This is a genomic window from Sulfurimonas sp. HSL1-2 (genome assembly GCF_039645565.1).
Classification (GTDB): domain Bacteria; phylum Campylobacterota; class Campylobacteria; order Campylobacterales; family Sulfurimonadaceae; genus Thiomicrolovo; species Thiomicrolovo zhangzhouensis.
This window is the reverse complement of the sequence record NZ_CP147914.1, coordinates 637,521-652,349: the sequence shown is the minus strand read 5'-3', so window position 1 is coordinate 652,349 and position 14,829 is coordinate 637,521. Positions and strand designations below refer to the sequence as shown.

Here is a 14,829-nt window from a genome sequence, read left to right as displayed (position 1 = left end):
TTTCGGCTGTCAAGGTGACAGCCTAACGCTGTTGAGTCCGGCATTTTACCTCCGTTTCGCTATAATCCGCCTAAAATTTAAGCGCCTTCATTCATTTCAAAATCTGAACCAAACAAGCGCAGAATACGGGGACATCCATGTCAAAAAAAAGCTACGATCCTTCATCCGTCGAGTCGGCGTTCTACCCTATCTGGGAAGAACGCGGCTATTTTGAGATCGACGGGAACAGAGCCATCCAGAAAGAGGGCAAGAACTTCGCCATCATGATGCCGCCGCCGAATGTCACCGGGCGTCTGCACATCGGCCACTCCCTCACTTTCACCCTCCAGGACATCATCGTCCGCTACAAACGGATGGACGGCTACAAGACGTTGTGGCAGCCGGGCACGGACCACGCGGGGATCGCGACGCAGAACGTCGTCGAGAAGCAGCTGCTTGAAGAGGGAACGACCAAAGAGGAACTCGGGCGCGAGAAGTTCCTGGAACGCGTCTGGGCCTGGAAGGAGGAGTCCGGCGGGATCATGGTCGGCCAGCTGCGCAAGATGGGCGTCTCCCCCGCTTGGAGCCGTGAGCGCTTCACCATGGACGAGGGGCTCAAATCCGCCGTCAAGGAAGCCTTCGTCAACCTCTATGACAAAGGGTTGATCGTCCGCGGAAACTACATGGTCAACTGGTGTACCCATGACGGTGCCCTCTCCGACATCGAGGTCGAGTATGAAGAGCACAACGGCCACTTCTACCACGTCCGCTACCCCTACGCGGACGGCAGCGGACACATCGTCGTCGCCACGACCCGCCCGGAGACCTACTTCGGCGATACCGCCGTCATGGTCCACCCGGACGACGAGCGCTACAAAGCCCTTATCGGCAAGAAGCTCAAACTGCCGCTGATCGACCGCGAAATCCCAATTATCGCCGACGAGCACGTCGACATGGAGTTCGGAACCGGGATGGTCAAGGTCACCCCGGCACATGACCCGAACGACTACGAGGTCGGCAAGCGCCACGACCTCGAATTCATCACCGTCTTCGACGAGAAGGGGATCCTCAACGATTTCGCCGGCGAGTTCAAAGGGCTCGAACGCCTCGAAGCGCGCGAGGTCATCGTCAAGCGCCTCGAGGAGGAAGGCTTCGTCGAGAAGATCGAAGACCACGTCCACCAGGTCGGCCACTGCTACCGCTGTAAAAACGTCGTCGAACCCTACATCTCCAAGCAGTGGTTCGTCCGCGCCGAAACGGCCCGCGGCAGCATCGAGAAAGTCAACGACGGCCTCGTCAAGTTCTTCCCGCAGCACTGGATCAACAGCTACAATGCCTGGATGAACGACCTGCGCGACTGGTGTATCTCCCGCCAGCTCTGGTGGGGCCACCGCATCCCGGTCTTCTACTGTAACGACTGCGGCCACGAGTGGGCGACGCAGCAGGAGGAACCGGAAGCGTGTCCGCACTGTTCCTCCAAGAACATCGTCCAGGACCCCGACGTCCTCGACACCTGGTTCTCCTCGGCGCTCTGGCCCTTCTCGACCCTGGGCTGGGGCAACGGCGATCCGGTCATGGACAAGCTGTTCGAGAGCGACGATCTCAAGAACTTCTACCCGAACAGCCTGCTGATCACCGGTTTCGACATCCTCTTCTTCTGGGTCGCGCGGATGATGCTCATGGGCGAGACCTTCATGGGCAAACTCCCCTTCGAACACATCTACCTGCATGCGCTGGTACGCGACGAACACGGCCAGAAGATGTCCAAGTCCAAGGGCAACGTCATCGACCCGCTTGATATGGTCGAAAAATACAGCGCCGATGCCCTGCGCTTTACCCTGGCCGTCCTCGCCGTCCAGGGGCGCGACATCCGTCTCAGCGAAGAGAAACTTGAACTGAGCCGCAACTTCACCAACAAGCTCTACAACGCGGCGAAGTTCCTCCAGATGAACGTCGAGACCTTCGACGACCTGGAAAACATCACGGTCACAACGGATCTCGGACGCTATATGCAGAGCCGTTTCAACGCCGCCGTCGTCGAAACCCGCGGGTTCCTCGACGAGTACCGCTTCAACGACGCGGCCACGGTCCTCTACCGTTTCCTGTGGAACGAGTTCTGCGACTGGGGCATCGAGCTTTCCAAGGTCAGCAAGGAGAGCGTGCCGGAACTCGGCGCCATCTTCAAAGCATCCATGAAGCTGTTGCACCCGTTCATGCCGTTCATGACCGAGTACCTCTACCACGAGCTCTCCGGCACGTCGCTTGAAAACGGCGACTCCATCATGATCAGCCGCTACCCCATTGCTGGCGAACGCGATATGCAAATCGAGGCGATGTTCGACGTCATCATGGATGCCATCGTCACCGTCCGCCGCGCGAAGACCCTCATCGATATGGGCAACCAGAAGATCGAAGAGGCCTACGTCAAAACGGATGCCGTCACATCCGACGCGATGGATGCCTACATCTGCCGCCTCGGAAAAGTCGAGAAGGTCGGTTTCGTTTCCGATAAGATGGAAAATGCCGTCAGTGACGTCGGGGAGAAGGTCGAGGTCTTCATCCCGACCGGCTCCATCGACCTCGCGCCGATCATCGACCGGCTGGAGAAGCAGAACGCGAAGCTGGAAAAAGAGATCGCCAAACTGGCGGGGATGCTCAATAACGAGCGCTTCGTCGCCAACGCACCCGAAGAGGTCGTCGCCACCAACCGCGAAGCCCTCGTTGACGCCCAGAACAAACAGCGCAAGATCCTCGACCAGCTCGAGAGTCTGCAGGGAGCCTGATGTTCAACCTCCAGAACTACCGTACCGATAACATCAAGAACGACGTCCTCTCGGGGCTCGTCGTCGCCGTCGCCCTTGTGCCCGAAGCGATCGCCTTCGCCTTCATCGCCGAAGTGAGCCCCATCGTTGGTCTCTACACCGCCTTTATCCTCGGCCTCATCACGGCGCTCATCGGCGGCAAACCCGGGATGATCAGCGGGGCGACCGGCTCCGTTGCCGTCGTCCTTATCGGCCTGACCCTGGAGGTCTCCGGATTGCTTCGTTCGCAGGGGCTCGGCGGGGAGGAACTCGCCTGGGGCGTCCTGCAGTACGTCACTCTCGCCGCCCTGCTGACCGGCGCGATCCAGATCCTTTTCGGCGTCTTCAAGATGGGTAAGTTCATCCGCCTCGTCCCCCAGCCGGCAATGTACGGCTTTGTCAACGGTCTGGCCATCGTCATCGCAACGGCGCAGTTCAAGTTCTTTGAGGGTGAAGGCGTCATCATGTACGCCCTCGTAGCGATCACGATGTTGATCATGTTCGTCCTGCCGCGCTACACCAAAGCAGTCCCGGCCGGCCTCGTCGCCATCGTTGCGCTCACCCTCGTCGCCTACCTTTTCGGCCTCCAGACCGGTACCGTCGGCGACATGGCGAACCTTTCCGCGTTCAAAGGTCAGCTGCCCTCTTTCCACATTCCGGACTTCATCCTCGACCCGGGCGCCATCCTCGTCGTCCTCCCCTATGCGGTCATCATGGCCCTTGTCGGCCTGATCGAGTCCCTGCTGACCCTGGCTGTCCTTGACGAGATGAGCGGCACCCGCGGCAGCGGCAACCAGGAGTGTATCGCGCTGGGGACCGGGAATATGACCTGCGGACTCTTCGGCGGGATGCCGGGGTGTGCGATGATCGGCCAGTCCATCATCAACTACACCTCCGGCGGCCTCGGCCGCCTCTCCGGCGTCACCGCCGCCGTCGGGCTGATGGTGCTCGTCGCGTCGCTAACCGACGTGCTCAACGTTATCCCGATCGCCGTGCTGGTCGGTATCATGTTCATGGTCAGCATCGGCACCTTCGAATGGAGCAGTTTCAGCCATATCCGGCACATGCCGCGCTCCGACGCCTTTGTCATGGTCGCCGTCACGTTGATCACCATCGTGGAGGACCTGGCCATCGCCGTCATCTCCGGCGTCATCATCTCCGCCCTCGTCTTTGCCTGGAAACACGCACGTATCTATGCCAAAAGCCAGGTCGAAGCGGACGGCACGAAGGTGTATGAGCTTGACGGCCCCCTCTTCTTCGGTTCGACGGCAAGCTTCTTCGACGCCTTCACGATCGACCGGGACCCGCCGCGCGTCGTCATCGACTTCCGCAACGCCCGGGTCATGGACGCCTCCGGTGTCGAAGCGATCGATACGATCACCCGCAAGTACGAGGATGCCAACAAGCAGCTTACCCTGCGGCACCTCAGCGAAGACTGCAAGAAGCTTCTCAAGGCCGCCGGCCCCCACTGCACCTATGAGGTCAACGACCCCACATACAAGGTCGCGGTCAACGTATGATCGCAAAATGGCTGATCATTGCCGGCATTATGCTGGTCGTCGTCGGCCTCCTGCTGTATTTCATGCCCGGCCTGTTCGGCTGGTTCGGCAGACTCCCCGGCGACATCCGCGTCGAAAACGAACACGCCCGTCTCTTTATCCCCATCACCTCAATGATTGTTGTCAGTATCATACTCTCACTGCTGATGTATCTCTTCAGACATTAACCTCTTTCTTTTATCCATTCGCTCATCAGACAGGATTCTCTACGCCTATCCTTACCTTCCCCGGGCAGATCAGTTTGACAATTAGACACAATTTGTCATACAATCTTTAAAAAATGCTCCCCGTCTAAGGTGACACCATGAAACGCCTCCTCCTTTTGTGCCTGATGAGTCTCCAGCTGTGGTCCGCCGAGGCCGTTGCCGTACTCGACAGCCAGAAAAACGAGGTCGGTATCCGCCGGGGAGGCGACGTCATCACCCCGAAAGACAGCGGTGCGGAGCTCTACCCAGGCGATATCCTTTTTACCGGGAAAGAGGGGGCGCTTAGCATCCTTTTCAACGACGGGAGCACGGTCGCGCTCGGGCACAAGAGTGTGCTGAAAATCGACGACTATCTCTTTGAACCGAGCCAAAAAGCCTACCGCTTCGACCTCTCCTTGAGCGAAGGAAGCGCGATCGTCGAGACCGGCAAGATCGGTAAGCTCTCCCCTGAATCCGTCACCTTCAGAGTCCCAGAGGGCACCATTGGGGTGCGGGGCACCCGCTTTTTCGTAAAGGTACATTGATATGGTCGAAATTCTCCTTGTTTCCCTCGTCATTGTCGTCACCGCCTTTGTCATGGAACCCTCCGGGACGGATGTCGTCCTGCTGGACAACAACAGAAGCCAAAATGCCATCATCGTTACCACCGAAGGCGGAAGCGTGACCATTGATACACCCTACGAGGGGACCAGTCTGGAGAGCAGCTCCAAAGCTCCCAGCACGCCTGAAACGGTTTCGGATGCTGCACTGACCGCCGACGATGCCGACACCTTCGCCGCGGTCCCCCCTCCACCGTTGACCCTCACCCTCTATTTCGAAAACAACAGCGACGAGCTTACCCCGAAATCGCACCGTGATCTCAACATGATCCTTCCGCTGCTTCGGGAGTTGAGTCCCCTCCACGTTGCCATCACGGGGTACACCGACACGACGGGGAGTGCGTCTTACAATCTTGCCCTCTCCGAAAAACGGGCATCGGCACTCAGAACACTCCTTGAACAACAACATGTCGCGATGCGCCGATGCCAGACCGACGGTCTGGGGGAGTACCTTCTCCAAGTGCAGACGCCGGATGAGACCAACGAACCGAAAAACCGCCGTGTCGAGATAACGATCCGGTAGCGCCATGCGAAAATTCTATGTGGCAGTCGCGGCGGTGACACTCCTCTTCTACCTCGCCGCCTACCGCACCCCCCTGCTCCGGCAAAGCGATAATCTCCTCTATGATCTCTATAAACGGGCCGCCGAAGCGACCGTTCCGCTCAAGCTCGGCGAACCGGCAACAGTGATCGTCGAGATCGACGACGAGAGCCTCGAAGCACTGGGGCAGTGGCCATGGCCCAGGGTCCTGACAGCCAAACTGCTTGAGAAGATCGGCACCTATAAGCCCGCGGAAATTGCGGCAGACGTTATCTTCCCTGAAAATGACCGCACGTCGCCGCAGGAGCTGATACACTTCTACCAAAACTATTTCGGTCTCGCCCTTCGCATCGAGGGGCTCCCGGAGCAGCTCTACAACAATGACACGCTGCTGGCCGACACGATCGGGAGCCTGCCGCTGCTGCTCCCGCTCTATCTGAAAAACAAGACCGACGATGATACGGCGGTCTGTTTCGACAAGCCCGGGTACCGCATCGATGCCGAAGGGATCGATACCCTTTACACCGGTGTCGGACTGCTGTGCAATATCCCCGCACTGCAGGCAGAGGCACGCTCAACCGGTTTTATTAATGCCCATGCGGACCGCGACGGTATTTTCCGCCGGATGGCACTGGCGATGCGCTTTCGGCAGGAGCCCGTTGCCGCGCTCACCGCGGCCATGCTCCTCACATCGGGCCGCTTTCCGCCTACAATGCAGCTGATAAAGAGCCCTTACGGCCTCCAGGCGGTGCTCGGCGACCACCGCATCTACACCGACGCCCACGCCAACGTTCTGCTCCGCTTCTACCCCCGTAACGCCTATCGCCGTATCTCCGCCGTCGACCTCCTCCGAGGCAGGGTGGATCCCGCCCTGATCCGGGGGAAATTCGTACTCGTCGGTGCCACAGCCGTAGGGCTGCATGACCGTTATACGATAGCGCCCGGCGAGACGCTGCCCGGTATCTATATACACGCAACGCTCCTCGAGAACTTCATGAACGGCGACCTCATCTCCCAACCGGAAATCTTGCCGCCGCTTAACATGCTCCTCTCATTTCTGAGTGCCATGGCAGCGCTGATCATGTTCCGGCGCAGGCGCTACCTCTCCATTATAGTCTTCTTCGTTACCGTGACACTCTTCTACAGTGCCGCCGCCGTCACGGCATTGACCTATTCCCTCTATATCGCGCCGGGCTATTTCCTGACCCCGCTGGCCGTCAGTTTCCTTATCACCGCCTTCTCTATCGCCGTCATAGGCTACACCCAGCGCAAACAGTTCTACGAACAGCTGAGCCACTCCCACCAGGCGGCCCTCGATAGCATGGCCCTCGTCGCAGAAACCCGCGATACGGAGACGGGGGCCCACATTATCCGGACCAAGAATTACGTCAAACTTCTTGCGATGGCGATGGCGCGGAAGGGGGCTTATAATGAAACGCTCAATGAGGGCTATATCGAACAGCTCTTCCATACCGCGCCGCTGCACGACATCGGCAAAGTCGGCATTCCCGACCATATCCTCAAAAAGCCAGGTGCACTCACGCCCGAAGAGTTCGAAACCATGAAACTGCACACGGTCTACGGCAAGGAGATGCTCGACAATGCCATCAACAGCTACCGCGACAACGAGATGCTCCGTGTCGCACGCAACATTGCCTACGGCCACCACGAAAAGTGGGACGGAAGCGGCTATCCCCAGGGGCTCTCGGGAGAAGCGATCCCCCTCGAAGCGCGCCTGATGGCCCTGGCCGACGTCTATGATGCCCTCATCAGCCGGCGCTACTACAAAGAGCCCTTCTCATTCGAAAAGACGGAGGCGATCATTGTCGAGGGGCGTGGTATCCATTTCGACCCGCAGATCGTCGATGTCTTTGTCGCGCTCAAAGAGGAGTTCCGCCGTATCGCGCAGCAGCACCGTTAACTTCGCTGTTTCCTTGACGATCAGCCAGAGGCTGCCCGCATCACCACTGCCTTCCCCAACGATGTAATCAAACCGTAGCAGGTCTGTCCCCCGAAGGTAATAAAAGCCTATTATGATGAAGCCCATGAAAGCAGAGTCAATCAATTTTTTTGCAAAATGCTGCAGGCGTCTGGACGGCTTCTTTTTCCGGTTCACCTACCTGGATTATGAAGACTTTACGTTGGCACTCAAAATGCGCTGATACCGGCCCATACGATCCGAACCGTCATCTTCCGCCACGCTCTTCCCTTCTGATTGAACATGAAAACAACCCTCTTCCTTGAAACGCTGCTGCTTTACTTTGCGCTGCCGCTGCTGATCATCACGGGTTTGCTGCCCAAGTTTGCCGTCATGCCGCTGTTGTGGCTCGGGATGTTCTATGCTTTGTTTGTACTGCGAAAAAATGCTGATGCGCATCTTCGGTGGCATATCAACGGCTCCGATCTTCTAAGGGTATTTGCCCGCTTCGTTCTCCTGGGAACGTTGTTGGGTATAGCGGTCTGGGCCGTTTTCCCCGAACTGCTATTTGCGTTTCCCCTCGAGCGTCCCGGACTCTGGCTGCTGATAATACTCCTCTACCCCCTGCTCTCCGCCCTGGCGCAGGAGATCATCTTCCGGGCATTTTTCGCCTACCGGTTTGAACGCCTCATCATCGACCAGCGGCTGCTTATCCTGCTCAACGCCCTGCTCTTTTCCCTGGTGCATGGTGTCTTCGGAAATCCGGTTGCCCTGCTCCTGAGTTTATTTGGAGGGTTACTGTTTATGAGCACCTATCTGCGTGCCCGTTCCATCACGATGAGCGCAATCGAGCATGCCCTGTACGGCAATCTTGTTTTTACACTGGGTATCGGGGGCTTTTTCTATCATGCCGGCTAACGCCGGCGGGGAAGCTTCGGAAAGTCGAAGAGGATCGTACGGGCGGTGTTAGATATCCTGCTCGACGACACGTTTGAAAGTATTGAAGTAGAGCTCATCCAGTGTCGCAAGCGCGAGCGCGACATCGTTGATCTTGACACTGTCGCCGCCGACCGTACCGATCTTCTCGAAGGCGAGGCTGCCGGCCATCGCTTCGAAGGCCGCCGCGTTTTCCGGCGCGACTTCGATGATTGCGCGGGCCATGCTTTCGGAGAAGATGTCGCGGGTATCAGCGACCGTCATGGTGACGTCACAGCCCAGGCCGCTTGTTGCCGCCATCTTGCCGAGCGCGACCGCTGCCCCGCCGGAGCTGAGGTCTTTCGCGCAGGAGAGCAGGCCCTGCTTGTTCGCCTCGATGACGAGGTCCCAGAGTGCCAGTTCCTTCTTATAGTCGATCGCAGGCATCTCGCCCGCAACGGTGTTGCAGAGCTCTTTCATATAGAGTGAACCGCCGAACTCGCTCTTCGTCTCGCCGACGAGGTAAAGCAGGTTGCCCGCCTTCTGGAAAGAAGACATCAGGACCTTCTTCTCGTCGTCGTTAACGCCGACGGTCGCGATCGCCGGGGTCGGGAAAACGGAAACGCCGTTCGTTTCATTGTAAAGCGACACGTTACCGCCGATGACCGGGGTGTTGAGTTCGGCACATGCCTCTTTGATCCCCAGGCACCCTTCAGCAAACTGCCACATCACTTCCGGGTTCTCCGGGTTGCCGTAGTTCAGACAGTCGGTAATCGCCAGCGGACGCGCACCGCTCATCGCGACGTTGCGGCCCGCTTCGATAACGGCGGCTGCCGCGCCGTTTCTCGGATCGACGTAGCAGTAGCGGACATTACAGTCCGAGCTCATCGCCAGGGCGCGGCCGTTCTCTTTAACACGGACGACAGAGGCGTCGAGCATCCCACCTTTTTTGACGGTGTTTGTCTGGACCATGGAGTCGTACTGTTCGTAGACCCACGCCTTGTCGACGACCTCCATGGATGCCATCAGTTTTTCGAACGCCTCCTGGTTGGACGGTGTTTCGAAATCGTTGATGGAGACACCTTTGATCGTGTCAAGATACGCCGGACGCGCCGTCGGGCGGTCGAGGACCGGGGCCTCTTCGGAGACCGGGTCGACCGGGACGTCGGCACACTTCTCGCCGTGCCAGAAGAGTTCCATACGGCCCGTGTCGGTGACTTCGCCGACGACGGCGGCATCGAGGTCCCACTTCTCGAAGATGTCGATGATCGCCTGTTCACTTCCCTTTTTCGCGCAGAGCAGCATCCGCTCCTGGGATTCGGAAAGCATGAATTCGTACGGCATCATCCCCTCTTCGCGCGCCGGGACACGGTCGAGGTGCATGATCATCCCCGAACCGGAACGGCCTGCCATTTCGAACGAGCTCGACGTCAGTCCCGCCGCACCCATATCCTGGATACCGATGACGTAGTCGGTTTTGAAAAGCTCAAGACACGCTTCGAGCAGCAGCTTCTCCGTGAAGGGGTCGCCGACCTGGACCGTCGGGCGCAGCGACTTTGACTCCTCCGTAAAGGAGTCGGAGCTCATGACCGCCCCGCCGAGGCCGTCGCGGCCCGTTTTGGAGCCGACGTAGATGACCGGGTTGCCGATCCCCTCCGCGCGGCCGTAGAAGATCTCGTCGGCCTTTGCGACGCCGAGGTTAAAGGCGTTGACGAGGATATTGCCGTTGTAGCACTCGTCGAAACTGATCTCGCCGCCGATCGTGGGCACGCCCATACAGTTGCCGTAGCCGCCGATCCCCTCGACGACGCCGCGCACGAGGTAGCGCTGATGGTGCGCCGTTTCATCGTCACCGTGAACATTGCCGAAACGCAGGGCGTTGAGGCTTGCAACCGGGCGCGCGCCCATCGTAAAGACGTCGCGCATGATCCCGCCGACGCCCGTTGCGGCACCCTGGTACGGTTCGATAAAGGAGGGGTGGTTGTGGCTCTCCATTTTGAAGACAGCCGCATAGCCGTCGCCGATGTCGATAACCCCGGCGTTCTCGCCCGGTCCCTGGATGACCCACGGGGCCTTTGTCGGGAAACCGCTCAGGTGTTTTTTGGAGGATTTGTAGCTGCAGTGCTCCGACCACATCGCTGAAAAGATACCGATTTCAACCAGGTTCGGTTCACGCCCGAGAATCTCTTTGATATGGGCATAATCAAGCTGGGAGAGTTTGTGTTGGGCCAAAACCTCATTGATGTTTTCAAGTGGTTGGTTCACTGCATTTCCTTACGCGTAAATAGTGGGTAGGATTATAGCAAAGGGGAGTTGAATTTCCCGACGCCGCCCGCAACGGGCATCCTGGGGATGAGGCGAGCGGTTAGGCGAAGCGGAAATCCGCTTCGCTGCGGATCTGCTTTTTCAGCGAAAAGAGCGGAATATACTCGATGGCGAGTACCTCGTAGACGCGTTGGCCCGCGGGGAGCCGGACACGGAGCTCGTCGCCCTCCTCCTTGCCCATCACGGCCCGGGCGAGGGGCGCATGCACGGAAATCAGACCGATCTCGGGTTCGCTCTCGAGCACCCCGCAGATCGTATAACGCTCCTCTTCGCCGTCTTCGACCCGCTCGAGGGTGACTGTCGCGCCGAAATGCACCCGGCTGTGGTCGAGTCCGGAGGGATCAATCACCCGGGCTTTTTCGATCATGCCGTTGAGGTAGAAGAGGCGCTTGTCGATATGCCTGAGCTTCTCCTTTGCAGCGTGGTACTCCGCGTTTTCACTGCGGTCCCCGAGCTCTGCCGCCACCTGTTTTTCATGGTTGACCCTGGGTTTTTCGACCTCTTTGAGGTATTTGAACTCCCGGACGAGAAGGTCATACCCTTCGGGGGTCATCGGTTCGACCCGCATCGGTTACTTGCTGTACCCCAGGATGTAGTAGGTCTCTTTCCCCGGTACCTGCTCCAGGTCGATCTTGTATTTTTCGGTGAAATGGTGCAGACGCTCCACGGCTTCGGCTTTGCGTTCATCGCTCGGTGCCTCGATCTTGATCTTGAAACAGTCTTTGGTGTTGGAAAGTGCCACAAAACTGTCATCGACTTTCAGCTGTTCGTGCAGGTCGAGGATGTGTTTCTGGATTTTGTCATATCCGACGGTATTCGCTTCGATCCGTTCGATCTGTTCCATCAATGCCTCGTTCGGTGTATAACCGAGCTGTTTCAATACCGCTTCGCTGTCAATAAACTGCAATGTTTTTCTCCTGTCATAAATTGGTTTCGGGTAGTCGCAAATTTTAGCATAAGTTCTCCTATACGCTATAATCTGCTAAAAAACGAAAAGCCGCCATGAAATCACTCCTTGTCAGATTGACAGTCGGACTCTATGCCCAGGATGTCGCCGAAACGGAAAAGGACCTCGTCGTGCAATGGCTCCAAGAGGGCCTTGTCGTGCTCGAAGAGGGCATCTACCGCCTCCCCTCGCAGTACCGCGCCGGCGCCATCGCCATGAACCAGTCGGGCAGCGGCGCCTACCTGCAGGTCCTCGGTGCCAATGTCCGAGACCTCTTTATCGACGAACATGACCTGGGCGATGCCAAGGAGGGTGACCTCGTCATCGTGAAGCGGCTGCTCGGACGCCGGGGCAGACCCTCGGCGAAGCTCGTCGCCGTCGTCGGGCGGGCGGAGACCTTCAGCGTCGCCTACATCAAGGTCCAAAACGGCGTCAAATCGGTGCTCGACATCCGCAACGACTACCCCGCCGGGGTACCGCTCAGCGCCGAGGCCCTCGCCGGCTACGAAGAGGGCACCCTTTTCAAGGTCAACAACCAGAACGGCGAGATCATGGAGGTACTGGGCAACCTGGCCGACCCGCTGGTAGACGAAAAGATCGTTCTCGCCATGTACAACAAGCATGACGAATTCGACGAAGAGGTCAAAAAACTCGCCGCCAGTTTCGACAAAACGGTCGACGCCTCTAAATTCCCCGGCCGCAAAGATCTGCGTCACCTCCCCTTCTGCACCATCGACCCCGTCACGGCCAAGGACTTCGACGACGCCGTCTGCTACCTGCCCGAGTCCCACACCCTTTACGTCGCCATCGCGGACGTCAGCGCCTACGTCACCCCTTTCGGCCCCATCGATGCCGAGGCGATCTACCGCAGCTTCTCCATCTACCTGCCCCACCGCTCCATCCCGATGCTGCCGCGCGAACTCTCCGAGACCCTATGCTCCCTGCAGCCCCATGTCGACCGCCTCGCCTACACCTTCAAAATGGTCCTCGACCCCGAAAGCCTCGAGGTCGTCGAGACGGAACTCTACGAGACGATCATCCACTCCAAGCGCCGTTTCAACTATGAAGAGGTGGACGCGCTTTTTGAATCCCCTGCGGCGGTGCCTCCGAAGAACGACGATGAAAAAACCGTTATCGCCAACCTTTTCGAACTGCGCAAGCTGACCGACGCCCTGCGTGAAAAGCGCCTCAAGGTGGGCTTCAACTTCCGCTCCGAAGAGCTGGAGATGACCCTGGACGATGCGCAGCACATTCTGGAGACGACCGTCTCGGAAGAGACGCCGTCGCATGCGCTCATCGAGGATTGTATGCTGCTGGCGAACAAGGCGGCTGCAGCCATGTACGAGCGCGGCGTTTTCCGTATCCACGAAACCCCGAGTCCCGCCAAGCTGCAGAGCCTCTACACCGAGCTTGCCGGCATCGGAATCATCGCCGAACAGAAAGAGAGCCTCAAGGAGACCATTACGGGTATCCAGCATGAGGCCGAGAAGCGCGGGATCGGGCACGAGGTCGACACCCTCATCATCCGTTCCCAGATGCAGGCGCGCTACGCCCCTGACAACGTCGGCCACTTCGGGCTGGGGTTCGAGCGTTACACCCACTTCACCTCCCCCATCCGCCGCTACTCCGACCTCATCGTCCACCGGCTGCTCAAAGCGATCCAGCGCGGCGACAAAGAGGAGGGTTCCTACGTCCTACGCAACATCGATGCGCTCTGTTTCGCCATCAGCGACAAGGAGCGCGAGGCGAGCGATATCGAAGTGCGTTTCATGGACCGCAAGTTCGCCCGCTGGGCCAATGAACACATTGGCGAGGTCTTCCCGGCGCGCGTCTACGCGACCGACCCTGAACTGCGCGCCGAGATCACCGCTCCGCTGCGCGGCGCCAAAGTCAAGGTCGTGACGAACGAGCCCGTCATGCTCTTTGACGACATCGAACTGCGCATCGAGAATGTCAACCTTGCCACCGCGCGGATCCATACGACCTATGTCCGCACCGTGGAGTCCCATGCGACCCTCTCCAAGGAGCGTGAATGAAACGGCAGGAGCTTGACAACCTCATCCGCCAGGGCAACGCCCCGGGCGCCGTCATGCTCTACGGCGAGAGCCACTTCCTGATCGAGCACTACACCAAACAGCTGGCCGCCGTCGAGGACCCGAACATCCTCAGCGTCTACTTTGACGAGTACCAGTTCGCGAGCGCCAAAGCCCACCTCTCGCAGGGGTCGCTTTTCGGCGGCCGCAACGTTCTCATCGTCAAAAGCGAAAAAAAGCTGCCGAAAAACGACCTCACTGCCCTGATCGGACTGGTACAGAAGAATCCCGGCAACCTCTTCATCTACGCCTATTTCGGTACCGATTTCAAAAAAAGCGCCACCGCTGCCTTCGGCCCGAAATCGGGCGGAGCCGACGTCCGGCTCTTCCGTCCTTTCCCCGCCGAAGCACGCCAGATCGTGCTCAACGAGGCCGCCGCAAGGGGGATCAATCTCGATCCCTACGCCGCCACCCACCTGCTCGAATCGCAAAACGGCGACCTGGCCCTCACCATCAACGAACTGGACAAGTTCTCCCTGCTGCAGGGCCGCATCGGCATCAAGGAGATCGACGAGCTTGTCTACGGCGTCGCCGAAGTCAAGGTCGACCAGCTGATCGACACCCTGCTGCAGAAACAGGATTTCGTCCCCCTGATGCGCCGCCTGCTCGAACACGGCGAAGATGAGATAAGGCTGCTGACGGCGCTCTCAAACCATATCGCCCAGCTCTATCTCTTCTACGCCTCCATCCGCCTGAACGGCGCGGCGGATTCGGCCAAGATCCTCGGCTATAAACTTCCCCCGCGCATCGAGCAGGAGCGTTCACAGCAGAGCGTGCGTTTCAAGCAGCCGCAGTACACCCGCCTGATGGCCCTGCTCGGCGAGACGGAGCTTCAGATGAAATCGGCCGGCGGCGGGAGTAAAAACGCTCTGCTGGCCGCCGCCTTCTTAAAGGTCCAGTCGCTTTTATAGCGTTGCGCCCCTATGCGCTCTGCGCTCCGGCGGAGA

General features: G+C 58.7%; 12 protein-coding genes. 9 read left to right on the top strand and 3 right to left on the bottom strand.

Annotation, left to right across the window (positions count from 1 at the left end; translation table 11 throughout):
- The first annotated feature begins 137 nt into the window (after window positions 1-137).
- The 7 genes from WCX18_RS03320 to WCX18_RS03290 all read left to right on the top strand — a co-directional run bounded on the left by WCX18_RS03320 (window position 138) and on the right by WCX18_RS03290 (window position 8,521).
- The gene (locus tag WCX18_RS03320) at window positions 138-2,762 is read left to right on the top strand and encodes a valine--tRNA ligase (protein ID WP_345989547.1); all 2,625 of its coding nucleotides are present in this window, start codon (window positions 138-140) and stop codon (window positions 2,760-2,762) included.
- The gene (locus tag WCX18_RS03315; RefSeq protein WP_345989545.1) at window positions 2,762-4,300 is read left to right on the top strand and encodes a SulP family inorganic anion transporter; all 1,539 of its coding nucleotides are present in this window, start codon (window positions 2,762-2,764) and stop codon (window positions 4,298-4,300) included. Before WCX18_RS03320 ends, WCX18_RS03315 begins: the two co-directional genes overlap by 1 nt.
- Window positions 4,297-4,506: a DUF2905 domain-containing protein gene (locus WCX18_RS03310; RefSeq protein ID WP_345989543.1), complete on the top strand. Its 210-nt coding sequence runs from the start codon at window positions 4,297-4,299 to the stop codon at window positions 4,504-4,506. The genes WCX18_RS03315 and WCX18_RS03310 overlap by 4 nt, the downstream gene beginning before the upstream one ends.
- 137 nt (window positions 4,507-4,643) lie before the next feature.
- Window positions 4,644-5,069 (top strand): FecR family protein, encoded by a 426-nt coding sequence (locus tag WCX18_RS03305; RefSeq protein ID WP_345989541.1) that lies wholly within the window; start codon window positions 4,644-4,646, stop codon window positions 5,067-5,069.
- A 1-nt stretch (window position 5,070) separates the two neighbouring features.
- Complete coding sequence (locus WCX18_RS03300; RefSeq protein WP_345989540.1) at window positions 5,071-5,667, top strand: OmpA family protein; 597 nt, start codon at window positions 5,071-5,073, stop codon at window positions 5,665-5,667.
- A gap of 4 nt (window positions 5,668-5,671) precedes the next feature.
- Window positions 5,672-7,606 carry a CHASE2 domain-containing protein gene (locus WCX18_RS03295; protein ID WP_345989538.1) on the top strand — a complete coding sequence of 645 codons (1,935 nt, stop codon included), beginning with the start codon at window positions 5,672-5,674 and terminating at the stop codon, window positions 7,604-7,606.
- 300 nt (window positions 7,607-7,906) lie between these two features.
- A complete protein-coding gene (locus tag WCX18_RS03290) occupies window positions 7,907-8,521 on the top strand; it encodes a CPBP family glutamic-type intramembrane protease (RefSeq protein ID WP_345989536.1) in 615 nt (204 codons plus the stop codon).
- 48 nt (window positions 8,522-8,569) lie between these two features.
- Here WCX18_RS03290 and purL read toward each other — a convergent pair whose 3' ends face one another.
- The 3 genes from purL to WCX18_RS03275 form a co-directional block, all read right to left on the bottom strand.
- A complete protein-coding gene (gene purL / locus WCX18_RS03285; protein WP_345989535.1) occupies window positions 8,570-10,783 on the bottom strand; it encodes a phosphoribosylformylglycinamidine synthase subunit PurL in 2,214 nt (737 codons plus the stop codon).
- 100 nt (window positions 10,784-10,883) lie between these two features.
- Window positions 10,884-11,411 carry a transcription elongation factor GreA gene (gene greA, locus WCX18_RS03280; RefSeq protein ID WP_345989533.1) on the bottom strand — a complete coding sequence of 176 codons (528 nt, stop codon included), beginning with the start codon at window positions 11,409-11,411 and terminating at the stop codon, window positions 10,884-10,886.
- 3 nt (window positions 11,412-11,414) lie between these two features.
- The gene (locus WCX18_RS03275) at window positions 11,415-11,750 is read right to left on the bottom strand and encodes a hypothetical protein (protein ID WP_345989531.1); all 336 of its coding nucleotides are present in this window, start codon (window positions 11,748-11,750) and stop codon (window positions 11,415-11,417) included.
- A gap of 95 nt (window positions 11,751-11,845) precedes the next feature.
- Here WCX18_RS03275 and WCX18_RS03270 point away from each other — a divergent pair, with 95 nt between their 5' ends.
- Both WCX18_RS03270 and holA read left to right on the top strand, forming a co-directional pair.
- Window positions 11,846-13,825, top strand: coding sequence for a ribonuclease R family protein (locus tag WCX18_RS03270; RefSeq protein WP_345989529.1), 1,980 nt, complete (start codon window positions 11,846-11,848; stop codon window positions 13,823-13,825).
- Window positions 13,822-14,793: a DNA polymerase III subunit delta gene (holA, locus tag WCX18_RS03265; RefSeq protein WP_345989528.1), complete on the top strand. Its 972-nt coding sequence runs from the start codon at window positions 13,822-13,824 to the stop codon at window positions 14,791-14,793. Before WCX18_RS03270 ends, holA begins: the two co-directional genes overlap by 4 nt.
- The last annotated feature ends 36 nt before the right edge of the window (window positions 14,794-14,829 follow it).